Origin of the sequence: Labrenzia sp. R5_0 (genome assembly GCF_017743835.1) — a bacterium.
GTDB classification, from domain to species: Bacteria; Pseudomonadota; Alphaproteobacteria; order Rhizobiales; family Stappiaceae; genus Roseibium; species Roseibium algicola.
Genome location: NZ_JAGHRK010000002.1, coordinates 863,559 through 889,766 on the forward strand (window position 1 = coordinate 863,559; position 26,208 = coordinate 889,766).

Here is a 26,208-nt window from a genome sequence, read left to right on the forward strand (position 1 = left end):
ATCCAGACCTGAAGACGGCAAGACCCACCTCGCGACGTCGTGAACTTGGGGTGAGCGTCAATCAATTGACTGATCGGTCAGTTGGAAATATCAATCCCGCATGACCACGACACGCGACATTCTCATCGACACCGCCACCGAGCTCTTTCTGGGACGCAACTTCGGTGCCGTCGGCACCACGGAACTCTGCAAGAGCGCCGGGGTGAACAAGGGAACGCTGTACCACTACTTCCCTTCGAAGTCGGATCTTCTGGCTGCAGCGATCGAGCGATATGCAACGTCTTTCGGACAAGCTTTCCGCGACATTGCCGACAGTGACGCAGCACCGGAAGAAAAGCTCCGCCAGCTCTTCGACGTTCCCGCCAGGGCAAACCGGGACTGGAAAGCCCGGCACGGCTTTGCACAAGGGTGCCTTGTCGGAAACATGAGCCTGGAACTCGGGGCCGTGGATATTCCTGTACGCGAGGCCATCAAACATGCACTGACGACGTGGAAAGCCCCGGTGCGCGATATCCTGCACCAGCTCATCGAGACCGGTTCACTCGCCAGGATCGATTGCGGCAAGGGAGCGGATGTCGTCATCGGCCTCATTCAGGGCGGGCTTCTGCTGGCCAAGGCGCAGAACGACCCATCGCACATCACCCTTCTTGCCCCCGGCGCCCTCTCTCATCTGAACAGCCTTAACCCCTAACCGCCGCCAGTTGCGGCAAACACCGGACGTCCGAGCACGTTTAAACACTACTTGACTGGTCGGTCAGTTGACACACGAAAGGAAACGACAAATGCCAAACATGCTTCAAATCGAACCCAGCCAGGCAACAGGAGCCACGAAGGAGGCGTTTGATGAGGCCAAGCGGCAATTCGGCGGCGTCATCAACCTCTTCAAGGTCACGGGCAATGCCCCCAATGTGCTGAAGGGCTTCCTTGCGCTCAATGCCGGCGTCAACGACGGCATAGAACTGACGGGCAAGGAGATCGAACAGGTCGCCATGCTCGTTTCCGCACTCAATCGCTGCGATTATTGTGTCAACGTTCACATGAAAGTGGGCCAGATGCAGGGCGGCAGCGAAACCGAGATGCTGGCCGCAATGGAAGGCCGCGCGGAGGATGCGCGGACGCAGGCCCTGCTCGACTACGCAAATGAAGTCGTCCGCAACCGCGGCCAGGTGACCGCTCCAACGCTTGATGCAGTCCGGCAGGCCGGTTTTTCCGACAAGGCCCTTCTGGAAACCATCGGGATCATCGGGATCTACACCCTGATCCAGTATGTGCGGCACGTGGCGGACCCGGAGCATGATTTCCCGCAGGTTACCCAATACGACGCACAGCAGATGGGCGCCTGAACAAACGGCCCGGTCGCGTCAGCCCGATGACGCGACCAAACCCGACCAATGAACAGCCGCCACTTCACGATTGCCCAAACTTGAACGGGAGGAAGACGATGATCGACGTTCACCGAAAAAAAGCCCTGCCGGTCCATCCGGACCTCGTGCGACAGCTTGCAGGTGGTTTTGACCAGATCGGTGCATGGCATCCGGCCGTTGCGGACTGCAAGACGAGCGAAACACCTTCCGGCACAGTGCGCCACCTGACGCTGCCGGACGGCGCGATACTCCAGGAAGCTCGGACCGACGACGGAACGGTTCCCGGAACCTACAGCTACCGCATCCTCTCTGGCCCCCTTCCCGTGCGCGACTACACGTCGACTTTCCGGATCCTTGCGACCGGCAACGGCTGCGAGGTGGAATGGTCGGGAAGGTTCGATGCTGAAGGCGCTTCAGAAGAGGAGGCACATTCCGTGGTTGCCGGCATTTATGAAACAGGGCTTCAGGCACTGGCGGTGATGGTTGCCGGACAGGCTAGCAAGACCCTACAACGCCGCAAGCCCTCCCCCTTGCCACAGGTGACCACGGTTCCGGAGATCCGTGCCGACGAAGCGCTGCGCGCTGTCTACGAAGACACCAAGGCCGTGCTGCAAGTGCCATGGATGGGCGTGGTGACGATGGCCTTTGCACAATATCCGAACTTCTACGCCGCCTTGTGGGGTGGACTGCGAGACCTTGCCGGAAGCGGGGAATTCGTTGCAGCCTGCGCGGAGCTGAGATCATGTGCAGAGCAGGAAGTTGCCGCCTTTTCGGTTCCGGAAATTACAAGGGATTTGCGCAAACGCGGGTATGCGGATCAGGAACTCGAGCGGATAAGAGACGAGATTGAGGTCTTCTCCCACGGCAACATGCCCTATCTCCTGATCGCGACAGCTGCCCGGCTTCTGATCGAGAACCATGACCTTCGCGAAAGCAGCACCATTTCACCCTACGACAGCGAACACGGGCCGCGGCGACTGGGGGCACCGGTGCTCATGGAAATGCATCACGTCGACAGCGAGACGCGCGATGTCTACGACGACATCATGCGCACGCTCGGCCTGCCGTTCGTGAACACCGACTATCGTGCCCTTGCCCGCTGGCCGAGCTACTTTCGGCTCGCGTGGAATGCACTGCGTCCTCAGATCGAAACCACCGACTATGACAAGGCCTGCGAACGTGTTCACGACTGCGCGGTCGACCTTGCCCGGACGCTGCCCAACCCTGGCGGACTGACACCGGAAATCCTGCAAGCGGCGATAGCCCGCGACACCAACGCGCAGCCGGTTGGCGATGTGGTGCGGCTGTTTCAATGGTTGCTGCCGGGCCTGATCGTCAACGTCGAGGCCTTTCGCCAACAATTGATTTCGGAAACGTCCAATTGAAAAAAAGCGGCCGGCGGGACTTGCCCGGCCGGCCGTTGGAAAGGCCCCAAACAGGAGCGCTTTGAAGGTCGATCCGGCGAGGCGGTTTCCACCGCCTTCGCCTTAACGGCTGCAGGTGCCGTCTTGGTTCTGTTAAGCGAACCACCAGCGTTCGACGGCGCGGAAACCGTCCAGGGTCCAGTTGGCGGCAACCTTTTCCGGATGCTGGACCTTTTCGTTGTGCGCCATGACATAGCTGGCGAACATCGGAATAATCACACCACCGTCGGTGCGCACCAGGTTCTGCATTTCGCGGTACATATCGGCACGCTTGGTTTCATCAAGCTCGGAACGTGCCGTCTTCAGCAACTGGTTGAAACGCTCGTTCTCCCAGTAGGTATCGTTCCAGGGAGCGCCTGACGCATAGGCCACGGAGAACATCCAGTCTTCCGTCGGACGTCCGCCCCAGTAGACCGCGCAGAACGGCTTTTTCATCCACACATCGGACCAGTAACCGTCATTCGGCTCGCGCGTCGGCTTGATGTTGATGCCGGCCTTGCTCGCGCTGTTTGAATAAAGCACGGCCGCATCGACGGCACCGCCAAAGGCCGCATCAGCTGCTGAAAGGCTGACGTCAAGGGAATCGAGACCGGCCTGCTTCAGGTAGTATTTCGACTTGTCGGGATCGTAGGTGGTCTGCTCCAGGTCGTCCGCGAAGAAGCGGTTTGACGGGCTGATCGGATGATCGTTCCCAACAGCCCCGTAGCCGAACAGGATCTTGTCGACCAGTTCCTGGCGATCGACAGCATATTTCAGCGCCATACGTACATTGTTGTCGCTAAAGGGCGCCGTGCGCGTATCCATCGCAAACGTGTAGTGCTGCGTGCCCGTGGTCGACAGGATCGTGACGTTCGGCGACCGTTTGAACAGGCCGACGGTCTTCAGGTCCACCTGATCGATGACATCGACATTGCCGGTCAGGAGTGCTGACTGACGCGCTGCCGGGTCAACGATGGTCAGCAGCTTGACATCGTCGAAATGCGCCCGGTCGGTCTTCCAGTAGTTCTCGTTTCTGGTCAGCTCGGCAATGACACCCGGCTGGTAGTTGGTGACCTTGTAGGGACCGCAACCGTCGCTGCTGGTCGGATCGATCTTGCCGTCGGAGGATTTCATGATCGGCAAGTGATAGTCGCTGACCACGAACGGGAAGTCGGCATTGCCCGCTTCCAGCGTGAAAACGACACTGTCGCCGTCGACGCTGATGTCCTTGATGGGGTCGACGAAAGGCTTCGCCGCCGAGGTGCTGTTTTCGCCGCGGTGATAGTTGATCGAGGCCACTACGTCTTCCGGCTTGACCGTGCCGCCGCTGTGATACTCGATCCCCGGGCGGATCTTGAAAGTCCAGACCGTGGCATCGGGAGACGGCTCCCAGCTTTCCGCCACTTCGCCCACCAGGGTACCATCTGCGGTGATCTCGATGAGGTAGCCATGACGGGATGTGGCGAACACCTGTACGAAGACATTGTCCCAGGTGCCGGGGTCATAGTTTTCACTGGTGTTACCGGCGGCGATACCAACCCTGAACGTGCCGCCCTTCTTGGGTTGCGCGGCTGCCGGACCGATGGCGAACTGACCGGCAACAGCCGCTCCACCGATCGCTGCCGCACCTTGCAGGATGCTGCGTCGGGAGACCCCGGACTGCAGGATGTGCTTGTTAAGATTTCCCATTTTCATGTCCCCTCTTTTTGATGTCCTCATTATGGAAATGACGCCGCGTGAACGTGTCCGCGCGAAAGAAATCTGCCCTGAACGTCCTTGATCCGGACAGAATTGCCAGCCACCAAGACGCCTGTTTTTCATACTATGCCGTTTTTGATTGATCGCTCAATTAAAAAAAAGCTAACACTTGCGGCAAGGTCCTCACTCGCGGCGGAGAAGCAGCATGGGAAAGCGCAAGAACATCCTGATCCTGATGGTCGACCAGTTGAACGGAACCTTGTTTCCGGACGGCCCGGCGGAGTTTCTGCACGCACCGAACCTGAAGAAACTTGCCGCCCGTTCGATTCGCTACGAGAACACCTACACCGCTTCGCCGCTCTGTGCGCCCGCACGCGCAAGCTTCATGTCCGGCCAGCTGCCACGCCGTACGGGCGTCTACGACAATGCCGCCGAATTCGCCTCTGACATCCCGACCTATGCCCATCATCTGCGCCGCGCCGGTTACACCACCTGCCTGTCCGGCAAGATGCATTTCGTCGGTCCGGATCAGATGCACGGCTTTGAGGAACGACTGACCACCGACATCTATCCGGCCGATTTCGGCTGGACGCCGGACTACCGCAAGCCGGGCGAGCGTATCGACTGGTGGTACCACAACATGGGGTCAGTCACGGGCGCCGGCATTGCCGAGATTTCCAACCAGATGGAATATGACGACGATGTCGCCTTCCAGGCCGTGCGCAAGATCCACGACTACGGCCGCGGCAAATACGACCGCCCGTTCTGCCTGACGGTCAGCTTCACCCACCCGCACGATCCGTATGTCGCCCGCCAGAAGTACTGGGACCTCTACGAGGACTGCGAGCACCTGCTGCCGCAGGTTCCGGCGATGGACTACGACGACCACGACCCGCATGCAAAGCGCATCTTCGATGCCAACGACTGGCGCAACTTCAACATCACCGAAGAAGACATCCGCCGCTCGCGACAGGCCTATTTCGCCAACATCACCTATCTGGACGACAAGATCGGCGAAATCCTGCACGCGCTCGACGCGATGGACCTGACCGAGGACACCACCATCCTGTTCGTTTCAGATCATGGCGACATGCTGGGCGAGCGCGGCCTGTGGTTCAAGATGAACTTCTTCGAAGGCTCGGCCCGCGTGCCCCTGATGGTTGCCGATGCGGATCTCGCGCCGAAGCACATTTCCGATCCGGTCAGCACGCTCGACGTTCTGCCGACCGTCTGCGACCTCGCCGGCATCGACATGAGCGAGATCATGCCCTGGACCGACGGCACCAGCCTTGTTCCGCTGGCAAAAGGCGAAGCCCGTACCGCACCGGTGCTGATGGAATATGCCGCCGAAGCCTCCTACGCCCCGCTGGTCGGCATCCGGGAGGGCGACTGGAAATACATCCATTGCGAACTCGACCCGCCGCTGCTCTTCAACGTGACGGACGACCCGCACGAACTGACCAACCTCGCCGCCGACCCGGCACATGCCGCAACCGCCGTGCGTTTTGCTGAAATTGCCGGAAAGCAATGGGACATGGCCGCTTTCGACGCCGAAGTGCGCCAGTCCCAGGCCCGCCGCTGGATCGTCTACGAAGCTCTGCGCAACGGCGCCTATTTCCCCTGGGACTACCAGCCCCTGCAAAAAGCCTCCGAACGCTACATGCGCAACCACATGGACCTGAACATCGTGGAAGAAAGCCAGAGGTATCCGCGAGGAGAGTGAACCCGCTTTATTCCTGCACCGGCTCGCTTACCCTTGTCATCCCCGCCCAGGCGGGGATCCGGTAAGCTTCTGACCGCTTGTGTTTCCACTTCCCAGCGACACGGAGTACTGGATCCCGGTCTTGGCTGCGCCAAACCGGGATGACAATGCTCAGTGTGGCGGCCACGCCTGCCTCTGTTCCCAGGAGCTCACCACACCCTCCTTTTCATCCCCACGCAGGCGGGGATCCAGTCATTCTCTGACCTCGCGAATGTCCACTTACCGGCCCCAAGGGATACTGGATCCCGGTCCTGGCTGCGCCAAACCGGGATGACAAAGATCAGTGTGGCGGCCACGCCTGCCTCTGTTCCCAGGAGCTCACCACACCCTCCTTTTCATCCCCACGCAGGCGGGGATCCAGTAATTCTCTGACCTCGCGAATGTCCATTTACCGGCTCCAAGGGGTACTGGATCCCGGTCCTGGCTGCGCCAAACCGGGATGACAATGCTCAGCGAGACAGCCCCGCCCGCCTTTAAGCCTCATGGCCCACCACTCCCTCCTTGTCATCCCCGCGCAGGCGGGGATCCAGTAATCTTCTGACCTCGCGAATGTCCATTTACCGGCTACAAGGGTTACTGGATCCCGGTCTTGGCTGCGCCAAACCGGGATGACAATGCTCAGTGTGGCGGCCACGCCTGCCTCTGTTCCCCAGAGCTCACCACACCCTCCTTGTCATCCCCGCGCAGGCGGGGATCCAGTAATCCTCTGACCTCAAAATTTTCCAGATACCGCCCCACGGACACCGCGATCCCCGATTGCGGCCCTGCCGAAGCAGGGCCACACCGTGCGAGAAACCCGTTCACACAGAACTTCCCGGTCGACACACGGCGAGAGGTAATGGAAGCTCTGGCGGATCGATTGTCTACGGAGGTCCCGATGCGATTGCCGAAGCTGCTCACAGCGCTCTTCTTCCTGCTCATTGCACTTCCCGCCAGCGCACAGACCTACAACGTCGAGGCCGGGCCGATCTGGAACAATGGTGACGCGCAGGCGAAGTGTCCGCGTGTCTGCGGCGGGCTGGGAACGCGCTGGAATGGGCAGTGGCATACGACGGTACAGGGGCAGATGTCGGTCTGTGCGTGTGAGAAGGCCAGCCCGGGACGTGAAATCCAGGCCGGGCCGATCTGGAACAACGCCGATGCGCGGGGCAAATGCCCTGGCATCTGCTTTGGCAACGGTCTCAGCTGGAGCGGCCAGTGGCGTACCACCGTGCAGGGACGCATGTCCGTTTGCGACTGCCGCTAGCCCGCCCGTGGGCGGGCGGACGCGACCGGGTGTTACTTCGTGCAGCCGTTGACATCGGCAGCGCAGTAGAACCCATCCGAGGAATTGCCGCAGCAATAAAGAAAACCGGGCGAGTCGCAGTAATACTCCGATGAACCGCAACGGCCGGCAACCTGCATCAATGGGCCCTTGTCCGTCGATGACCCCGGCAGTTCCACGGCGCCGGACAGGCGCGGCGACATGTTGGGCATCGGCGGCACTTCAAGCCCGCCATCCAGGCTTGCAAGGACAACTTTCGCTGCTGTCAGATCCGGCTGATGGGTCAGGTCCAGCGGATCGGCCCCTGCCGGGGTAACCGCGTAAAACATGCCGGTCATCAGCGTGATTTCAACAATAGTTCTCAGTCTCATCTTTCGCCTCCTCCGCGCAAGATGCAGCTTGTCTGCTTGTGATCTGATGGAGCCGATTATAGCACGAGACTGAAACCCCGAATATTCAGCAAACTACGCAGCACGCAAAAGATTTACAAAGAGAAACAACAGCCTCACGTGGGCACATCACCCTTTGAAGGTGTATTTTCCGGCGCGTGTGCCTGGGCTTCCAACGCGCCCAAACGTGGCGAAAATCCTGCCGAAAAGGCGCTCAAAGCCCTGCCGGAAACCTGGCCAGACAATATTTTTTGCACCCCTGATTTCGAACAAATTTCCGCCGCAATCCAAGCGCTGAATCCACGTCAGCAGGGTCAAGCGCGTCCCGCGTAAGCCACTCACCAGGCAGTGCTTTTGGACTTCCCAAGGCATGAGATGGATAGAGAACCCAAGCCGTCATGACATTGGCAACAAGCCGTCTTGGCCGCGAAACCACTGCACCTTCAAACATCTCTGTCCTTGAAAGGATATCTGCAATGGCCATTCGCGGCTTTGTCCTTGGTGCTGCCTTCCTTGCTGCCGGCCTGGCGCCCGCAGCTGCCGACAGCGTGACCGCTTCCGTAGAGACCTGGAACCCGGCAACTCGTACGCTTGTTCTGAGCGACAAGACACAGTTCCAGACAATTTCCAGCTCCGTCGCGGTGCCGGACACCCTGGCTGCAGGAAAGACCGTCACCATTCACTACAATGGCTCGGAAAACGGCGTCGACTCGATCCTCTCCATAGAGGTTCAGCCCTAAGCCAGCGTCATGCCACTGCGCCACGAAACTGCCTCGGCCTGACGGAGGCTGACGGTGCGCCGCCTTCATTTTCCAGGATCCGCGCCGCCCCCCGAGACCGGAACCTGACGCCCCTTTTGCACAAGGAGACGTGAATGCCAAAATGGCTCATCGCGATTGCGACGGCGCCGTTGTTGCTGACTTTGCCCCCGCACAGCCTTCGGTCCGCGCTCGCAGATGAAATCGCAGGTACGATCCTGTCCATCGATCCCTTCGAAGGCCTGTTTTCCCTAGAAGACGGGTCCAGGTTTCTTCTGACCGACACGCTCAGTTCGCAAGATCTGATGATCGGATCGGAAGTCCTGATCACCTTCACGACAACAGTGTCCGGCGACCGCCTGGTGACCGCACTCCAGGTCGTGAACTGAACTGCCCGGCATCTCGCCCTGTCATTCTCACTATCCGGACAGGGCGAACGCCAGCCCGATACTGGCCAAGGCCCCATCAAACGGCCAATGTCCAACTTTTCCATCGGCCCGCACCACCTGCCCTTCGCGGGCCGATTTTTTTCTGATCCTCATCCACCGACCTCCGCCTGTCGGTGGACTTCCTGACAGCCTTATGTCAGGAGACTGACAGGAAGTGGCAAAAAGCGGAACAAACCCGCAACCACCCCCTTTCCTCACGCGCGCAACCGGACCATATTGCGGCCATGAGCAAGCGCCCGACCAAATCCTCCTCCGACGACACGACCTCTGCTGACGGCTTCGGCGAAGCGCCCCAGAAGTCACTTTCCGGAACGCCCCTGTCCGGATCGATCAGTGATTGGGCAGCGGAAATATCGCAGGAAGCAGACAAGCCGGAGCCCAGGAAGGCAGCTCCCCGGCGCGCTGGTGAGGGAAAAGAGGATCGGACCGACGGTGCAGCGTCACGGAAGTCAGGCCGCAAGGCCGGTGCCACCGTGAGTGCGAAAAAGGAAAAGCCGACCAAGTCGTCGCGCGGCACCTCCATCGGCAAGGCAGACAGCGCCCGCGAACGCGCAGCAGGCGGTCTTAACCCGGTGGCCGGTCTCGACATGTCTCTGGAAGAGGCCGAAAACCTCGAAAAGCAGCTCAAGCAGCACCAGAAAGACAACAAGAAGAAGAACAAGGAAAGCAAGTACGGCGAGCTGACCGGCAACCAGGGTGCCACCGCGACGGTGGAGGCGCTGTCCGCGCTGATTGAAAGCGGTAACCCCCTGCACAAGAACGGCGAGCTCTGGGTGCCGCATCGGCCGGAGCGCCCGGAGAAGTCCGAAGGCGGTGTGCCGATCGTCCTGAAGTCCGCCTATGAGCCCAAGGGCGACCAGCCGACCGCCATTGCCGACCTGGTGGAAGGCATGGAAAACGGCGACCAGACGCAGGTTCTGCTCGGTGTCACCGGCTCGGGCAAGACCTACACCATGGCGCAGGTGATTTCCCGCACCCAGCGTCCGGCGTTGATCCTGGCCCCCAACAAGACGCTGGCGGCCCAGCTCTACGGCGAATTCAAGTCGTTCTTCCCGGACAACGCGGTCGAGTATTTCGTTTCCTACTACGACTACTACCAGCCGGAAGCCTATGTTCCGCGCACGGACACCTATATCGAGAAGGAAAGCTCGATCAACGAGCAGATCGACCGGATGCGCCACTCCGCCACCCGCTCGCTGCTGGAGCGCGACGACGTCATCATCGTCGCCTCGGTGTCCTGTATCTACGGTATCGGCTCGGTCGAAACCTACACCGCCATGACATTTGCCATCGAGGTTGGCGAGCGCATGGACCAGCGCCAGCTGATCGCCGATCTTGTGGCCCTTCAATACAAGCGCAACGATGCCGCTTTCCAGCGCGGCACCTTCCGGGTGCGCGGCGACACCATCGAGCTGTTCCCGGCTCACTACGAGGACACGGCGTGGCGCATTTCCATGTTCGGTGACGAGATCGAGTCGATCACCGAGTTCGATCCGCTCACGGGACAGAAGTCGGGCGAGCTGAAAAGCGTCAAGATCTACGCCAACTCGCACTATGTCACGCCCAAGCCGACGCTCAACCAGGCAATCAAGTCGATCAAGGACGAACTCAAGCACCGGCTGGAGGAGCTGAACCAGCACGGCCGCCTGCTGGAGGCGCAACGGCTGGAACAGCGCACCATGTTCGATCTGGAAATGCTGGAAGCCACCGGCTCCTGCGCCGGCATCGAGAACTATTCCCGCTATCTCACCGGCCGCAAGCCGGGCGAGCCGCCCCCCACCCTGTTCGAATATCTGCCGGACAACGCCATCGTCTTCGCCGACGAGAGCCATGTCACCATTCCGCAGATCGGTGCCATGTACCGGGGCGACTTCCGCCGCAAGGCGACGCTGGCCGAATACGGCTTCCGCCTGCCGTCGTGCATGGACAACCGTCCGCTGCGCTTCGAGGAGTGGAACGCCATGCGGCCGCAGTCCATCGCGGTGTCGGCAACTCCCGGTTCCTGGGAGATGGACCAGTCCGGCGGCGTCTTTGCCGAGCAGGTCATCCGCCCGACCGGGCTGATCGATCCGCCGGTGGAAATCCGCCCGGCGACCAGCCAGGTCGATGACCTTCTGGGCGAAGTGCGCGAAGTGGCCCAGAAAGGCTACCGCACGCTGGTGACCACGCTTACCAAGCGCATGGCCGAGGATCTGACGGAATATCTGCACGAGAACGGCGTGCGCGTGCGCTACATGCACTCCGACATCGACACGCTGGAACGCATCGAGATCCTGCGCGACCTGCGCCTCGGCGCCTTCGACGTGCTGGTCGGCATCAACCTGCTGCGCGAAGGCCTCGACATTCCCGAGTGCGCGCTGGTCGCGATCCTGGATGCGGACAAGGAAGGTTTCCTGCGCTCCGAAACTTCGCTGATCCAGACCATCGGCCGCGCGGCGCGTAACGTCGACGGCAAGGTCATCCTCTACGCCGACAACATGACCGGTTCCATGGAACGGGCGATCGCCGAAACCAACCGGCGCCGCGAAAAGCAGCTCGCCTACAACGAGGAAAACGGCATCACCCCGGAAAGCGTCCGCCGCTCCATCGGCGACATTCTGGAAAGCGTCTACGAGCAGGACCACGTCACCATCGACGCCGGCTTCGCGGAGGAAGGCAACCTCGTCGGCCACAACCTCAAGGCCCATATCGAGGATCTGGAAAAGCAGATGCGCGATGCCGCAGCCGATCTCGACTTCGAGACGGCCGCCCGCCTGCGCGACGAGATCAAGCGCCTGCAGGCAACCGAGCTGGCCGTCGCCGACGACGCCATGGCCCGCCAGTCCGACGTCGACGGCAAGACCGGCGGCTACAAGGGCGACCGCAAGTTCGGCGCCGGCGGCACCAAGGAAGGCGCGAGCGGCAAAAAGAAACAAACCGCCCGCGACAAGGCCCAGGCCGCCAAGGACCGAAACGCCTTGCCCGGCCCCAGCGCCAAGGTGCGCAAGAACACCCTCGACGAAATGACCGTCGGCCGCACGGAAGTCCCCCTCGGCTCGTCAGACCCGGTCAAACCGCTGGTTAGGGCAAAGATCGGCGCAGGGTCCTACGAAGACCCGGCAGAGGAGAAGCGCAACCGCGGACGACCGAAGAAAAGCGGGCGTCCGGGACGGTAAAGAAATCCCCCTGCTGGAGGGCAATCGAAGGCTCGACAGACCAGGATGACGAGGCTTGGATTGATCGCATCGCCCTGCTTTGACGTCATCCCACTCCCTGACGGAGCCCAACACAGAAGCTTCGATTGTCGAACAGACACGGCATAGATTGCAGGGTCGAGCCCTGCAATGACGGTGGAAGCCTGAAGCTGCGAGGCGACCAAAGCCTTTCGTCAACTCCGTCATTCCGGACAAGCGCAGAGAAGCTGCGCGACGTTCCGGAACCCAGCGCATCAGCGCGAGCGGAGCTCGCACCTTAGTCCCCTCTCCATGGGAAATGAGCGCGCCTGTGGCGCAGATTATGTCTGGATCCCGGATCTGCGTTCGGCGTTGCCTCACTTGTCCGGGAGGACGGGTGGGTGGAGCTAGGGACAGGTGTCTTTGACGATAAGCTCGGCGGCGAGACCAGCCCTACGACGCTAACGCCTCCTGTTCGTGATGCCTTGGCGAACTGGCAAACCTCTCCTCCCCAACATCATTCCGGACAAGTGCAGCGAAGCTGCGCGCCGATCCGGAACCCAGCGCATCAGCGCGAGCGCAGCTCGCTCCTCAGTCCTCTCTCCCTAGAAATTGAGCGCGCCTCTGGCGCTGATTATGTCTGGATCCCGGATCTGCGTTCGGCGTTGCCGCACTTGTCCGGGAGGACGGGTGGGTGGGGCTGTGGCTGGGGGAGTCCAGGAAATCCAAGGGGGCTGCGTGGCGCTTTACAAAAGCGCCGACGACGATAGGTCCAGCTCGTCAGACCTTGCGAAACCAGCAGATCTCTCCTCCCCACTGTCATTCCGGACAAGCGCAGCGAAGCTGCGCGACGATCCGGAACCCAGCGCATCAGTGCGAGCGCAGCTCGCTCCTCAGTCCTCTCTCCATGGGAAATGAGCGTGCCTACGGCGCAGACGATGTCTGGATCCCGGATCTGCGTTCGGCGTTGCCGCACTTGTCCGGGACGACGGGTGGGTGGGGATGAGGCTGCGGGTATCCAGGAAAGCAGAGGGGTATGCGTGGCGCTTTACAAGAGCGCCGACGACGATAGGTCCAGCCATTCCGGATTGCTGCGTTCGATGAGGTCGATCTTCCAGCTGCGCCGCCATTTCTTCAGCTGTTTTTCCCGGTAGATTGCCTCATCCATCCGTTCAAACCGTTCTGCATGAACGAGCCTGGTAACCCCGTAGGTCTTGGAGAAGCCGTCGATCAGGCCGTTCTGGTGCTCGTAGAGGCGGCGCGGGAGGTTGGAAGTCACGCCGATATAGAGCGTGCCGTTGCGGTTCGAGGCGAGAATGTAGACTGCAGCGGGCATGGTGCGACTATTCCGTGCATCGCCAAGCCTTGCAAGAATTAAGGACATGCCTGCGGCATGAAATATGTCTGGATTCCGGATCGGCGCGCAGCTGCGCTACGCTTGTCCGGAATGACGGGTGGGGATGAGAGGCCCCCCCTGTTTCCTTAGGCCTCTGAAGCCCTAAGGCTGAGGCGGTCGGCGGGCGGGCTTTACCAACGGCTCTATCGTCAGGGTTACCATTCCCAGGCCACACCCACCGTCATTCCGGACAAGTGCAGCAAGGCTGCACGCTGATCCGGAATCCAGCGCGTCAGCGCGAGCGTAGCTCGCTCATCTTCTTACGAGATCTGAGCCGCTCAGATGCCCTTGAACAGCACGCCGGCGGCCAGCACGGCCCAGGAACCGATCAGCAGGTGGACGGTGGACACGCCGATGCTGGGGACGGCGACGCCCAGCATGGGGAGCACCGCGACAACAAAAAGGGCCAGAGAAATCAGGAAAACGATAATGGAAGGAGGTGTCAGTCGCATGAAGACCTTCGAAAATGGTTCTGTCGTATGTGCCGCTCGCCTACGGAGGGTCGGCCAGGCGGATCGTATCAATCCCGGACCACCCGGAGAATTCCGGCGCGGACCGATCTGTGCGGCCACATGAGCCGGGTCGTCAGAAATTGTCAATGTCAGTTATGGCAAGGATGGTGCCTTCCCACATCTGACGAGGCCTTCCTGTCCCGGGCCCGGTTCGTGACAGGAAACGCGGCGCCAATAAACTGGCGCCGCGCCGCTTGCCTGTTACCTGCGCGCGCTCAACAGCGGCGTGATGTTGCGGATCGTCACGCGGCGGTTGCGCTCTTCAGCGCCTTGCGTATCGACCTTCAGATAGTCCTCGCCATAGCCCTGAACGACCATGTTCTCCGGCGACACGCCATAAATATCCGCCAGAATACGGGCGACGGTTTCAGCACGGCGGTCGGAAAGCGCGAGGTTGGAAACATCCGAGCCGACAGCATCCGTGTGACCTTCGATCAACAGCACTGTCGTCGGGTCCTGATCGATCAGGGCCTGGGATGCGCGGGCGATGTCCTCAAGTTGCGGAACCTGGCTCTGGCGCACCACGGCGCTGCCGGTGTCGAAGGTGATCGTGTCGAGATCCACCCGGCGCACCTTGTCGCGCAGGCGTTCGTTTTCGCGAATGTCGCGCAGGGAATAGGCCTGTTCCACCTGTTCCACCGGCGCCGCGGTGAAGGTCTGGTAGATCTCGTCATAGTTCGCCCGGCCCGCCGGCACGATGTAACGATCGCGCGGGATGCCGACTTCCAGCGGCGGCAGTTCGCGGTCGTAGTTACGGCGACGGTGGTTGTATTCGCGATTGTCGATCAGCACATACTCGCGGCCATCCGGCAGAAGGCGTGAGCGGTAAAGCACATAGCCGCCCTCGTCGCGGATGGTGATGATCTTCACGCCGTTGGTGCGGGTGACGGTTTCGCGCGTGCGGCCGCCACGCAGGCGTTCGGCGTGGAATTCGTCATCGCCATAGCGCAGCAGGCTGCTTTCGTCCTTGCGTACGAAATATTCGCCGTCCCGCTCGACGATGATCCGGTCCCCCTGATCCTCGACCACCTTGCCGCCAAGGGCCGGGATCAGCATGCCGACGCCGACACCAACAGCCGCGGCACCAAGCAGTTCCAGCCTGCGGTCGCGGGCTTCATCACGGCGACGTTCTTCCTTCGCCCTGATTTCGGCGCGCTGCGCTTCCGTTGCGTCGTCCGAGACGACGGCCGCCGGTTCTTCCGCCGGTGCGGTCGCCTGGGCCGCGATCGGCTCACCCGGCTCCTCGGTCACGGTTTCATCTGCCGCGGTGGCTTCGACCGGGGCGACAGCAGGTGCGATCTCTTCAGAAGTCTGCGGCTGTTCCGCTGTATTCTGATCGGCACCAGCTTCATCGGTAGCGGTTTCTTCCGCAGCCGGCTCTGCTGGGGCGGTTTCCTCGGCACTCTTCTCGGTGCTCTCCTGCGCAGTGGGTTCCTCGGCCGCAGGCGCTTCAGTCGAAACGGCATCCGCCGGCTGTTCTTCCGCCTGCGGCTCCGTGCTCTCCGCGGCATCTGCCTGTCCGGCATCAGCAGGTTGCTCTTCCACCGGCTGTTCGGATGCCGGCTCGGCCGCGGTCCCTTCCGCGGGCGCAGCTTCTTCGACAGGCGCTTCCGGCTTTGCCTCCGGCGCGGTCGTTTCCTCAGCGGTCAGGGGTTTTTCCACCGGCGCGGTTTCTTCAACCGGCGCGGCGGGTTTTTCGGCAGGAGCTGCTTCTTCCACGGGGGCTGTCGGTTTCGCCTCAGGCTGCGCATCTTCCGTCGCAACGGGCTCAGTAGCGGCAGGCGCCGGCTCTTCCGCCTGGGTTTCCTGAGCAGCTTCGGGAGCAGCTTCTTCCACCGCACCTTCTTCAGGTGCCGGCTCGGCAGGGGCTTCTTCGGCCGGAGCTTCCGCGGCAGGAGCTTCCGCGGCAGGAGCTTCCGCAGCAGGCGCTTCTGCGGCGGGGGCTTCTTCGGCAGGCGCGTCAGTGACTGGCGCTTCTTCCGCAGGTGCGGCTTCCTGGTTCTTGCAGGCTTCCTGATTCGGATTGGCCGCGCAATCGACGGTCGTTTCCTGTGCACGCGGCAGACCCGGCTGCAGCGGCAGGCCAATCGCCAGGACAAGCGCCATGGCCGTTGAATTTCGAAGCAATCTCGACGTCATTCTTTTCATCCTCTCGCCCCCCAACGAACTTCCCGAACCGATCACGGCCTGGAACACTCGATGGAAAACAAGTGACCGGGGCTTTTGTTCCAACGTCATTTTCGCGGATGCGGTTGTGCCCTGGCGTCACCTCGACTTTCCGTACATCCGTCTTACGCCCGATTGACTTGCGGTCGCACAGGGTCATGGTGGGGTGGGGTCCGGCGACCAGCCGGCATTGTCAGAGGGGGCTGACATGACAAAACAAATACTTGCATTTTCATCGCTCGCGCTGGTCCTTGCCGGGCCGGCGGCAGCCGAACTCGCGAGAACCGAATTCGGCGACTGGTCGCTACGTTGCAACGAGAAGACATACTGCATTGCCGAAACCGAAGGCACCGGTTCAAATGACGAAGCGTTCAGGCTTAAGGTGGAACGCAGCGCCAAGGCAGACGCGCAGGTTTTTGTAACCCTCAGGCCGAAAACGCCGCTCGAAACCGGCATGCGCGCCCGGATCGAAATCGAACGTGACGAGGACAATGTCGGTTTCTTCGGCAAGGCTGCAAAGGTCTACACCGGCAATGAGATGACCTTCGGCGGTGACGCCGACCGGGACCTGATCGAAAACCTGCGCCTCGGCCAGGACGCTTCGATCCAGATCGAATTTGGCGGTAGCGCGGGCACGATCACCTACGAGGTTTCCCTCTCCGGCATCACCCATGCACTCCTGAAAATGGATGAAGTGCAGGGTCGCATCGGCCGGCAGGACGCCATCGTGGCTTGGGGAGGTTTGCCTTCTGCCAAAGCCACCGGCATTGCCGCAGCCGCCGCTTCATCCGCGTCACCGGCACAGCCTGCTCCCGCCCCGTTTCCGGCACCAGCCGAAACGGTTGCCGAGGCACCCGTCGACGATCTGCCGCCACCGATCATGCCATCTCAGGAGACCAGCAACAGCGGCGTCAACCGCGGCGGGATTGGTCAGGTCTATACGGTCAGCGAGCTTCCAGACGAGATCCAGATGATTGGCTACCGCACGCTGGGTTGTCAGCTTGCGGAAACGGTGCCAGCCTTCGGCGCGCAATACTACGCGGAAGGCGACGTGGAGACCTGGGTCGTTCCCTGTCAGATGGCCGACCTCAACGTGCCTTACTACATGGCGATGCATGTTCCCTTCGACCCGTCGCTGGACGAGTGGAAGGAGTTCGAGACACCCCCCGGCTTCAACCAGCCCAACCATGCCCTGGTCAACAACCTGTTCTACGACCCGGGCAGCGGCCAGGTGACGGGCACCACCTACCACTCGCCCAACTACGACTGCGGCACCTTCGAGCGCCACGAGGTTGAAGCGGAAAGCGGCAACTACACCCTGATGGAATATCTCGAAAAGACCGACTGCGACGGCATCACCGGCCCGCCCGAGGGCTGGCCCCTGAGCTGGACGATCGACGAGATGGGGGATTAGAGCTTTCGCCCCAAAACACCACCATCATTCCGGACAAGCGAGGTGCAAGCCGAGAGCCGATCTGGAATGGTGGTCTGATTGATGCTTTGGGCGGGCCTATTGCTTCTCCGGAAACAGCCCATGAAAGACTGCGCACTGGACCATCAGGACGCCGTTCATGGTCTGGGCATTCATGTCGACGACGATTTCCGCATAGGCCGAGTGCGATCCCATGATGGTTTCAAGCTGGAGCTTGCATTCTTCAATGTCGCCGTCTGTCTCGATCACCAGATCGGTTGTTTCCCCACTGCCGATGTCGAGCTTCAGGGACAGGACAAGCGGGTCTTCATCGACATGGTTTCCTTCAGCAACGGCCAGAATATCGCTGCCCGCAATCCTGTAGGTGTGAAACACCTGATAGGCACTGACAGGGAGGTACGAAAAGAAAAAGAGAGCAACACCCAACAGGAATGTCTTTTGGAAAATACGCATATCTGTCTCCGCGGAAACTTTCAGAAATCCCTGGCATTTCGGCGGATACGGCAAGTGACGTCAACTGCAATCAGTGAAGATTGAGACAACCCGGCCCGGATTTATCGGGGGACCGCCGGCAGAACGAAAAACAGGACAATGGCAATCGCGAAAGCCGCCAGCGCCAGAAAATAGAGCCGCGCGATGCGTCGGCGTCCGGGTTCAGCCTCGTCACCAAACCCGCCAGGCGTGAACATCCGTTTCCACATGCCAACGCCCTTCAGCGGCGAAAACGCAGCCTCCTCCAGAAGGTTGAGACGCTTGATGAACAGAAGAGCGCTCACATAGCCGGCAATCATCAGGAGAAATGCCAGCGTCATGAAGGTCATGAAGATCAGATAAGCGGGTGTCATGCCCTCTCTCCTTCCCACTTCGGAACGGCCCGCAAACAGTCTTTGCGGCATGTGCGGCCCGTTGCAACCCGCCACACTTGTTAACCATAGGTGCAAATCCGTTAAAATGCCGGGGATATCTGTCTTTTGAGGGTAACACTTCACACTGTATTCTGCGGTCAGCTTGCCCTGAGTCGTTGAAACCGCCAGCGCTTATGGGTTAATAAAGAGTTAAAGTTTTGCGTATCTTTCGCCGGGCGGCGCCGGCGGGAAAGTCAGGAGACAGGAATGGGCATTTTCTCGAAATCCTCGCGCCCCGGCGGTGACCAGGAGCAGCGGGTCGAGACCGTGAAAGAGGCAAGCGAAATTCAGGAAACCGCGCAGGCTCCTGAAAAGAGCAATATCGAGCATCTTTCCCCGTTCGCCCTGAAAATGCAGGAAAAGATGAACCATCTGGACGGGCTCAAGTCCCGCATCGGCGGTCTGAACCAGACCTTCGAACAGATGGCTGCGTTTGCTGCGGAAAGCCAGACGTCGATCCGCCTGATGGCCGAATACCTTGAAGGCTCCCGGACAACCGTGGAAACCGAGGTCCGGCTGAAATCCGAAAACGCCAAGATCTCCACCGACCTGCTTGACGCCGAACACAAGGTCCGGACGCTCACCACCCAGCTGGAAGATGCCCAGGCCGAAGTCCATTCCCTGCGCAAGCGTGCAACAGAGACCCGCACGGCGCTGGAAACCGCCCGTAACGACATCGTCTCCATTCGCGACAACAACAAGAAGGTCAACGAGGAATACCGGCTGCAGAGCGCCAAGCTCGTGGAAGCCAATTCCCAGGTGTCTGATCTCTCCGGCAAGCTCAACGACCTCAAGGCCAAGTTCGAGACGCTGGAAAAACATGCCGAGAGCCTCGGTTCGGATCTGGAAGCGGTTCGTCACCGCGAAAAGGAACTGCAGCAGAACCTGTCCGAAAGCGCCAAGCTGCTGGAAGACGAAATCCGCAAGAACAACCAGGTCACCAGCGAGCTGGAAGCGGTCAAGCGCGAAGTCGGCGAATTCCGCAACGACAACATCGACCTCAAGTCTCATCTGGATGTTGCCAATCAGGAACTGGCCTACGCGAAAAGCCGGCTTGAGGAAGAACAGCGCAAGCACGACAACGAGGTCTATGCGCTGAACGCGGAAATCGAAAACCTCTCGTCCCAGCGCCGTATCGGCGCCCAGTCTCTGCAGGAGATGGCGCGCGAGAACTCCACGCTGAAGGAACGCAGCCGCGATCTTCTCAAGCGCATGCAGGAAATCGAACATCTGCTCGACAGTGCGCAGAAGAACCACGAAAAAGACCGCAACGAGCTGATGGCGACCACCGCCAAGCTGCGTGAACTGAACCTGCGCTACAACTCGGCCCTGACGGACCTGAACCATCAGCGCAACCAGAACCAGAAATACGCCGACAATCTGGAAGACCTGATCGAAGAGAACAAGCGTCTGCAGCGTTACAAGATCCAGGTCGACACTGCCAACGAGCAGATCGTCCAGCTGAAGTCGGTCATCGTGAACTATCAGATGGCAATGGAAGGCCGCGGTCCGGCCGAAGAACTCGGACTGACCGAAGGCTACGATCCGGCTGCCGAGCTTGGCATTACCGAGCCGCTTTCGAACGAATTCGAGCCGATCGACATTGACGGCGACGGATCCGACGACGACGGTCCGGACGACAACACCCCGAACGGCGGCGACGACAAGATCGTCAAGCTGCGAGACTGACGCAGCCCTCTGTCCGGCATTTGTCATCCGGCCAAAGATAACACGAGCAGATCAGGCCCCGGCTATCCAAGTCCGGGGCCTCGTTTTTCAAAGACCGTTTTCCTGCCGCGTTTCCGGCAGAATTTCCGGGCACACCGGGCGTATTTCAGCGACATCCCCGTACAATGACGATTTGATGAGCAAGGTATTCGCCGCCATTTTGTTGATCCTGCTGTCGCCGGTTCTGGCCGGCATCGCCCTTCTCGTCTGGCTTGGTGACCGGAAGGCGCCGTTTTTCATCGCCCGGCGAACCGGTCTGGGCGGTGGTACCTTTGCGATGGTGAAATTCCGGACCATGCGCCCCGGCACGAGCGACGCAAGCGCGATCACCGAAGTGCGGGACAACCGTATCACCCCCATCGGCAGCTTCCTGCGGAACACCAAGCTCGACGAGCTGCCTCAGTTGTTCAACATCCTGCGGGGTGACATGGCGTTCTTCGGGCCGAGGCCGGAAGACCCTGGCATTGTCGCCCGGTACTATGACGATGAGATGCGAAGATCGCTGTTGTTCTTGCCTGGCCTGATCAGCCCGGGCACCCTGTGGGCCCTGACCAATTTGAACCGGATCGAAGGCGCGAACGACGCCGAAGATGTCTATGCACGCGAAATCCTGCCCGAACGGCTCGCGCGCGATACCGCTTATTTCGAACAGGCCGGTTTCATGTCCCATACGCAGCTTGCAATGAAGACCCTGGCCACTCTGCTGCACCGGGCGGTTTCGGCTGAAAATCGGGAGTAACTGATCGCTTCAGCCAAGTTCAGCTTTCAGGAACTCGCAGATCCGGGCTGCATCACCCGTGCTCAGGTCCATGTGTACCGGTAGACGCACCAGCCGGCCCCACGTGTTTTCCGCTCCAACGCAGCTTCCCGCCAGAATCCGCCCGGCAAAGCTGGAGAGATGCAGCGGCTTGTAGTGTGACTGCATACCAAGCCCCATTCGGGCAGCCCCCTGCAATATCCGGTATGTCGTTTCCCGGTCCTTTGCGAGAAAGGCAAAGGAATAGCCATTCGCCTTTGTACCCTTGCCTGGCCGCAGAATCTCGATCGGCAGTTCCCGCAGAGACTTTTCGTAGTACGCCCAGATCGCGCGGCTTTTCAGAAGGATCTCTCTTGAATGCACCAGCTGGCTGTAAAGCAAGGCAGCATTCAGGTCCGGCATTTCGAAGCTCGAAGAAACCGAGGTCCATTCATAGTGGTTGACTTCGCCCCTTGCGAAGGCGGGAAAGTTCGTGCCCCGCGCCAACAGCTCTTCAACACGCTCGCGCAGGTGGGAATTGTCGCTGTTCAACACCAGCGCGCCGCCGTGCCCGGCGCTGATGATCTTGGTTTCATGGAAGGAATAGGCGGCAAACAGACCGCACGTCCCAACGGCCCGGCCATCCTGTTTCGCGCCGAAGGCCTGGGCCGCATCTTCCAGAATGACGACCCCGTGCCGATCGCACAGATCCTTGATTGCCGCCATTGGAGCTGCCGCGCCGCCATAATGCACAACGACGACAGCTTTGGTCCGGCTTGTCAGCCGTGCCTCCAGTGTTTCCGGCGTTACCATCATCGTTGCCGGATCAATGTCGGCCAGCACGATCCGCGCTCCCTTGCGGGCAAAGGCCGTCGCGGTTGCGCAGAAGGTGAACGAAGGAACGATGACCTCGTCTTCCGGCCCCAGATCCAGCGCAAGGGCCGAAATTTCAAGTGCGGACGTGCAGGAATTGGTCAGGAACACACGGTCATGGCCAACATGCTGGCTCACCAGCGCCTTCGCCTTCCGGCTGTAGCTCCCGCCGGAGCGCAGATGTTTGCTGCTGAGCGCCGATGCCACCGCATCGTAAGTTGCGGGTGGAATATGCGGCGCATGAAAGCGGATCGGCGGAAGCGCAGCTTCTGTCGGCAGGCTCAGCATCAGAACCTTTCTTCGTCGGCAAAGCGACGGACACGGGCCCGCATTTCGCGGTAGATCGCGCGCAGCTCCTGATCGACTGAGCTCTTCTGTCGGTACCCGAGAGACCGCAGGCGGCTGTCGTCGATCCGGTAAGCTGCATCGTTGGTTACACGATCCCGAATGAAATGAAGACCGGTGGAGACGCCGGTTATTTCGCAAACCCGCCGCGCCACCTCAAGCACAGACAAGTCCTCGTCCCCGGAAACGTTGAAGATCTCGAGCGCCTGTTCGTCCTGTGTGTTGAGCACCAGACCGATGGCGGCAGCCAGATCGCTGACGGGCAGAAAACTGCGTTCCTGGGCACCCGTGCCTTCAATCGTCAGCTTCTGGCCCTTCAGTGCCTGCATGACGAAACGCGGAAACAGCTTTTCCGGGTTCTGTCCGGTGCCAACAGCATTGGTCGGTCTCAGGATCGTTGACCTGAGGCCATTTTGCGCAGCCATCATGACAGCCTCCTCAGCCATGGCCTTGGATGTCGCATAGGGTGTCGTCGGCCGCATCGGAGCGGTTTCGCGAACCTCCTCCATTGCAGGACCGTAGACTTCGTCCGTGCTGACATGAATGAAATGCTTCACGCCAGCGTCCTGCGCCCCCTTCAGAAGGGTTTCAGTGCCCGTCACATTAACGTCAAAGAAGAGTTCCGGGTCTGCGAACGACCGCGGCACATGGGTTTCTGCCGCCAAATGGATCACGGCGTCGCATTCATACAGCGCAGCAGCCACATCGATCGGCGAGCGGATGTCTCCGCGAATGACGGGAAGATCTCCCGCTTCACCGATGGGTGCCAAGCGGCGAAAATCAGCCGCATAGGAGACCCGGTCCAGGATCACCGTCTCGGCGACATTCGCCATCCTTGCAACACGTCTGAACACCTTGGACCCGATAAAACCCAAGCCACCGGTTACAACGATCTTGCGAAAGGAAATGTTCTGTTTCGGAGCAACTGTCTTTGCACAATGTTCCATATTGGCACAAATCCTGATATATGCAGCGTTTGATTGCATATTCAGCAGATTTCGTGCCAGTCACCTCCGGCACGAGGGTGTGCAAGGGTGGAACGCAGTCTGAGCAGCACAGGGTCCCTGGCCGATATTTGGCGAGAACGAGTTGCGCCCCGGAAGTCTCCCCACGACAAATCGCTCTTTTTTGTCAGTTACCTGACACAAGAAGATCGTCTCTGCCGGCCGAGCGCGCGCGGCTAAGCCTGCATGGACGATGACAATTGACGAAGGAATTTAGCCGGCAGCAGCTTCACTCAGGTTCAACGGTGAACTGCAGCGGATAGCCAAGCTGAACCGCAGCATCGATAGCGCGCGTAGCCTTGGTTTCGGCGACGTCACGCGGATAGACGGAGACAACACAGATGCCCTTCTGGTGCGCTGTCATCATCACGACCTCAGCCTGTGACTCGTCCAGGCGGAACTCCGCCTTCAGGATCAGGACGACAAATTCCCGCGGCGTATAGTCGTCGTTCAGCAGCATCACCTTGTAAAGTTTTGGCCGCTGCACCTTCGTCTTTTGCTTCAGTTTCGGTTTGAAATCGATCTCACTCATGACAATCGTCCAAGCTGACGCCTAAGGTTCCGCACGATGCGGTCTCACCTGAGAAATGGAAATTGTGCCGGAGAATTTCACCGGCTGCATGCTGCTAGACCCGATCCGCTCCCGATGCCGTCATCTTGAGTGACGCAGCGTCCACAGCAGGCCCATGCTTTCCCTTACTATACTGCATCGCGAAATCGAAGAAAACATGACAGCTGGAAAACTTGCCACCGTTTCGAGAAAAAACGGCAGGCAGGACTTGAAGAGACCTTATCGCACATAGCGCCGTGGTTTTGGCGCCAGACAGCCGCGAGATAAAAAGCAGGCCGTCTCCTCTGTGGCGGTTTTCCGAAAGAAGGTTGCTTTCACTAATCCGGCAACGCGGTTCCCCCGTAGATCCTTTCAGGCTGGGTACACGACAAGATCTGCGGAGGGTTGTTCGATGTTTCCTCATTTGAAGACACAAGGGTTCCGGTGGCGCAGGTTCGCTTTCGCGCTCGCCCTGGCATTCGCTGTTGCAGCACCTGCCGGCGCGGCCTTCGCCGACCTGGGTTCAGCGGCCAGGCTGCTTCCGTCTGCCGAACTGGTTGGCAAGGGCCGGATGACCTTCCTCGGCTTCAAGGTGTTTGACGCGGAACTCTATGCCCCGCAGGGCACCTATAGCCCGTCCGCCCCTTTTGCCTTGAAGCTCACCTATCTGCGCACCTTCAAGGGCAAGCAGATCGCTGAAAGCTCTGTCAAGGAAATCCGCCGGCAGGGCGGCGTCTCGGATGCTCAGCTTGCCAAGTGGCAAACCCAGATGGAAGCCCTGTTTCCAAATGTCTCCCCCGGACAATCGATTACGGGTGTACGCACCAGCAGCGGCAAGGCCGAGTTCTATCTCGGCAACCAGAAGCTCGGCACGATCTCCGACCCGGCATTCACGAAGAAGTTCTTCGCGATCTGGCTGGGCAACAACACGCGTGATCCTCAGTTGCGCGCGCAACTGGTCGGGTCCGGTTCGTGACGACACGACTGTCGGACGACGCCACGGCACTGCCAAAAAAATCCGGTGATACAGGAAGCGTGACGCTTTCCGGGCTTGCGACCTATGGGGTCATGGCATTTCCCCTGGCATTTGCCGGTTTGCCGATCTACCTGCACGCCCCGGATTTTTATGCCGTTACATTGCAGCAACCCGTGGCGACGCTCGGCGCCATTCTTCTTGCCCTGCGCCTGTTCGACGCCATCCAGGATCCTTTCATTGGCAGCCTCAGCGACCGGTTTCACCAGTGGCGCGGGACTGTTCTGGCGCTTGGCGCAATCCTGCTTGGCGTGGGCTTCTGGATGCTGTTTCATCCCTGGAAGGAGGCACCGCTTGTCTGGTTTGCTGCCTCCGTGCTCATCTGCACCACAGGATATTCGGTCGTCACCATCAACTACCAGACACTGGGCGGTCTCTGGAAAACCAGCGCCTCCGACAGGACCCCGGTAACGGCGGCACGGGAAGGGTTCGGTGTTGCCGGTCTCCTCATTGCATCGGTCCTGCCCGCCGCACTGGCAACACGGACCGGCATCGAAACGGCATTTCTCTATGTGACGCTTGGCTATCTGCCACTTTTGGCGGTCTCCTTGTGGCTGCTGTTACGATGGATGCGGTCGGCACCCCTTGAAAACCCGCAAACAGCTGGTCCGGCAATGGGCTGGTGGCCCCTGTTGCGGAGCCGCTGGAGGCGTCTGTTTTTCGGACTGCTGTTTCTCAATATTTTTGCCAGCGCGATCCCCGCCGTCCTGGTGCTGTTCTTCATCCGCGACAGGCTGGGGGCCGAGAGCTACACAGGGCTTTTTCTGCTGGTCTATTTCCTGTCAGGCGTCATCTCGATGCCGCTCTGGACCCGGCTTGCCCGACATTTCGGCAAGGTGCGGGCGTGGCAAATGTCACTGGCCGGCGCCATCTTCACGTTCTGCTGGGCCGCTCTTCTGGGAGAGGGAGATCTGACAGCCTATGCGTTTGTCTGCGCCCTGTCCGGCCTGGCGCTAGGTGCTGACCTTGCCTTGCCACCCGCCATATTGGCCGACCATATCGACACGGACCGGCGCCAGGGGGAGGCTTCGCGCCTGTTTGCAATTATGGCGTTCTTGTCCAAGTCCGGACTCGCCCTTGCCACCGGCCTCACGCTGCCTTTGTTGGGCCTGTTCGGGTATCAGCCGGGAACTGCCCTCACCGCACAACTCGGCATTCTGCTCAGCCTCACTTATGCGGGCGTGCCCTGCCTCATCAAACTGTGCGCGCTCTTGTGCCTGATCGCGTTTGAAAAGGACCTGACACAGGAAAAACCCGCCGGGTAACCCGTCCCGGCATCTCGACACGCC

At 60.3% G+C, this 26,208-nt stretch carries 23 protein-coding genes; 13 read left to right on the top strand and 10 right to left on the bottom strand.

Annotated features, from left to right (window positions below):
- Positions 1-100 precede the first annotated feature (100 nt).
- From J7447_RS12865 to J7447_RS12875, 3 genes are all read left to right on the top strand, one after another.
- On the top strand, positions 101-691 hold the full coding sequence (locus tag J7447_RS12865; RefSeq protein ID WP_209169782.1) for a TetR/AcrR family transcriptional regulator: 591 nt from the start codon (positions 101-103) through the stop codon (positions 689-691).
- 91 nt (positions 692-782) lie between these two features.
- On the top strand, positions 783-1,343 hold the full coding sequence (locus J7447_RS12870; protein WP_209169783.1) for a carboxymuconolactone decarboxylase family protein: 561 nt from the start codon (positions 783-785) through the stop codon (positions 1,341-1,343).
- Positions 1,344-1,441: 98 nt separating this feature from the next.
- A complete protein-coding gene (locus tag J7447_RS12875; RefSeq protein WP_209169784.1) occupies positions 1,442-2,749 on the top strand; it encodes an SRPBCC family protein in 1,308 nt (435 codons plus the stop codon).
- Between the two features lie 132 nt (positions 2,750-2,881).
- Here J7447_RS12875 and J7447_RS12880 read toward each other — a convergent pair whose 3' ends face one another.
- A complete protein-coding gene (locus J7447_RS12880; protein WP_035909848.1) occupies positions 2,882-4,456 on the bottom strand; it encodes an ABC transporter substrate-binding protein in 1,575 nt (524 codons plus the stop codon).
- A 214-nt stretch (positions 4,457-4,670) separates the two neighbouring features.
- Here J7447_RS12880 and betC point away from each other — a divergent pair, with 214 nt between their 5' ends.
- Together betC and J7447_RS12890 are read left to right on the top strand one after the other, a co-directional pair.
- The gene (gene betC, locus J7447_RS12885) at positions 4,671-6,188 is read left to right on the top strand and encodes a choline-sulfatase (protein WP_209169785.1); all 1,518 of its coding nucleotides are present in this window, start codon (positions 4,671-4,673) and stop codon (positions 6,186-6,188) included.
- Positions 6,189-7,104: 916 nt separating this feature from the next.
- Positions 7,105-7,473: a mannan-binding lectin gene (locus J7447_RS12890; RefSeq protein ID WP_209169786.1), complete on the top strand. Its 369-nt coding sequence runs from the start codon at positions 7,105-7,107 to the stop codon at positions 7,471-7,473.
- A 32-nt stretch (positions 7,474-7,505) separates the two neighbouring features.
- Here J7447_RS12890 and J7447_RS12895 read toward each other — a convergent pair whose 3' ends face one another.
- The gene (locus J7447_RS12895; RefSeq protein ID WP_055655753.1) at positions 7,506-7,862 is read right to left on the bottom strand and encodes a hypothetical protein; all 357 of its coding nucleotides are present in this window, start codon (positions 7,860-7,862) and stop codon (positions 7,506-7,508) included.
- 494 nt (positions 7,863-8,356) lie between these two features.
- On the opposite strand from J7447_RS12895, the gene J7447_RS12900 reads away from it, so the two are divergent.
- The 3 genes from J7447_RS12900 (at position 8,357) to uvrB (ending at position 12,242) form a co-directional block, all read left to right on the top strand.
- Positions 8,357-8,620: a hypothetical protein gene (locus J7447_RS12900; RefSeq protein ID WP_062487746.1), complete on the top strand. Its 264-nt coding sequence runs from the start codon at positions 8,357-8,359 to the stop codon at positions 8,618-8,620.
- A gap of 134 nt (positions 8,621-8,754) precedes the next feature.
- Positions 8,755-9,027 carry a DUF1344 domain-containing protein gene (locus tag J7447_RS12905; RefSeq protein ID WP_055655759.1) on the top strand — a complete coding sequence of 91 codons (273 nt, stop codon included), beginning with the start codon at positions 8,755-8,757 and terminating at the stop codon, positions 9,025-9,027.
- A gap of 284 nt (positions 9,028-9,311) precedes the next feature.
- On the top strand, positions 9,312-12,242 hold the full coding sequence (gene uvrB, locus J7447_RS12910; protein WP_209169787.1) for an excinuclease ABC subunit UvrB: 2,931 nt from the start codon (positions 9,312-9,314) through the stop codon (positions 12,240-12,242).
- Between the two features lie 1,045 nt (positions 12,243-13,287).
- Here the strand turns inward: uvrB and J7447_RS12915 are convergent.
- The 3 genes from J7447_RS12915 to J7447_RS12925 form a co-directional block, all read right to left on the bottom strand.
- Positions 13,288-13,575, bottom strand: coding sequence for a GIY-YIG nuclease family protein (locus tag J7447_RS12915; protein ID WP_209169788.1), 288 nt, complete (start codon positions 13,573-13,575; stop codon positions 13,288-13,290).
- 338 nt (positions 13,576-13,913) lie between these two features.
- Positions 13,914-14,087 (bottom strand): hypothetical protein, encoded by a 174-nt coding sequence (locus J7447_RS12920; protein WP_022997999.1) that lies wholly within the window; start codon positions 14,085-14,087, stop codon positions 13,914-13,916.
- A 261-nt stretch (positions 14,088-14,348) separates the two neighbouring features.
- Complete coding sequence (locus J7447_RS12925; RefSeq protein ID WP_209169789.1) at positions 14,349-16,286, bottom strand: OmpA family protein; 1,938 nt, start codon at positions 16,284-16,286, stop codon at positions 14,349-14,351.
- Positions 16,287-16,521: 235 nt separating this feature from the next.
- Here J7447_RS12925 and J7447_RS12930 point away from each other — a divergent pair, with 235 nt between their 5' ends.
- On the top strand, positions 16,522-17,727 hold the full coding sequence (locus J7447_RS12930; RefSeq protein ID WP_209169790.1) for a DUF1176 domain-containing protein: 1,206 nt from the start codon (positions 16,522-16,524) through the stop codon (positions 17,725-17,727).
- 96 nt (positions 17,728-17,823) lie between these two features.
- Here J7447_RS12930 and J7447_RS12935 read toward each other — a convergent pair whose 3' ends face one another.
- Positions 17,824-18,198, bottom strand: coding sequence for a hypothetical protein (locus tag J7447_RS12935; RefSeq protein WP_209169791.1), 375 nt, complete (start codon positions 18,196-18,198; stop codon positions 17,824-17,826).
- Between the two features lie 101 nt (positions 18,199-18,299).
- Entirely contained in the window at positions 18,300-18,590 is a 291-nt protein-coding gene (locus tag J7447_RS12940; protein WP_022998004.1) for a hypothetical protein, read from the bottom strand.
- 267 nt (positions 18,591-18,857) lie between these two features.
- On the opposite strand from J7447_RS12940, the gene J7447_RS12945 reads away from it, so the two are divergent.
- Positions 18,858-20,339, top strand: coding sequence for a hypothetical protein (locus tag J7447_RS12945; protein WP_022998005.1), 1,482 nt, complete (start codon positions 18,858-18,860; stop codon positions 20,337-20,339).
- Positions 20,340-20,514: 175 nt separating this feature from the next.
- Positions 20,515-21,117, top strand: a complete 603-nt coding sequence (locus tag J7447_RS12950) for a sugar transferase (protein ID WP_209169792.1) — start codon at positions 20,515-20,517, stop codon at positions 21,115-21,117.
- Between the two features lie 9 nt (positions 21,118-21,126).
- Here J7447_RS12950 and J7447_RS12955 read toward each other — a convergent pair whose 3' ends face one another.
- From J7447_RS12955 to clpS, 3 genes are all read right to left on the bottom strand, one after another.
- On the bottom strand, positions 21,127-22,275 hold the full coding sequence (locus tag J7447_RS12955; RefSeq protein ID WP_209169793.1) for an aminotransferase class V-fold PLP-dependent enzyme: 1,149 nt from the start codon (positions 22,273-22,275) through the stop codon (positions 21,127-21,129).
- Positions 22,275-23,279 carry an NAD-dependent epimerase/dehydratase family protein gene (locus J7447_RS12960; RefSeq protein WP_209169794.1) on the bottom strand — a complete coding sequence of 335 codons (1,005 nt, stop codon included), beginning with the start codon at positions 23,277-23,279 and terminating at the stop codon, positions 22,275-22,277. Before J7447_RS12960 ends, J7447_RS12955 begins: the two co-directional genes overlap by 1 nt.
- A 286-nt stretch (positions 23,280-23,565) precedes the next feature.
- Entirely contained in the window at positions 23,566-23,868 is a 303-nt protein-coding gene (gene clpS / locus J7447_RS12965) for an ATP-dependent Clp protease adapter ClpS (protein WP_022998009.1), read from the bottom strand.
- 430 nt (positions 23,869-24,298) lie between these two features.
- Between clpS and J7447_RS12970 the strand changes: the two genes are divergently transcribed.
- Together J7447_RS12970 and J7447_RS12975 are read left to right on the top strand one after the other, a co-directional pair.
- The gene (locus tag J7447_RS12970; RefSeq protein WP_055655778.1) at positions 24,299-24,862 is read left to right on the top strand and encodes a chalcone isomerase family protein; all 564 of its coding nucleotides are present in this window, start codon (positions 24,299-24,301) and stop codon (positions 24,860-24,862) included.
- Complete coding sequence (locus J7447_RS12975; RefSeq protein ID WP_209169795.1) at positions 24,859-26,184, top strand: MFS transporter; 1,326 nt, start codon at positions 24,859-24,861, stop codon at positions 26,182-26,184. Before J7447_RS12970 ends, J7447_RS12975 begins: the two co-directional genes overlap by 4 nt.
- The last annotated feature ends 24 nt before the right edge of the window (positions 26,185-26,208 follow it).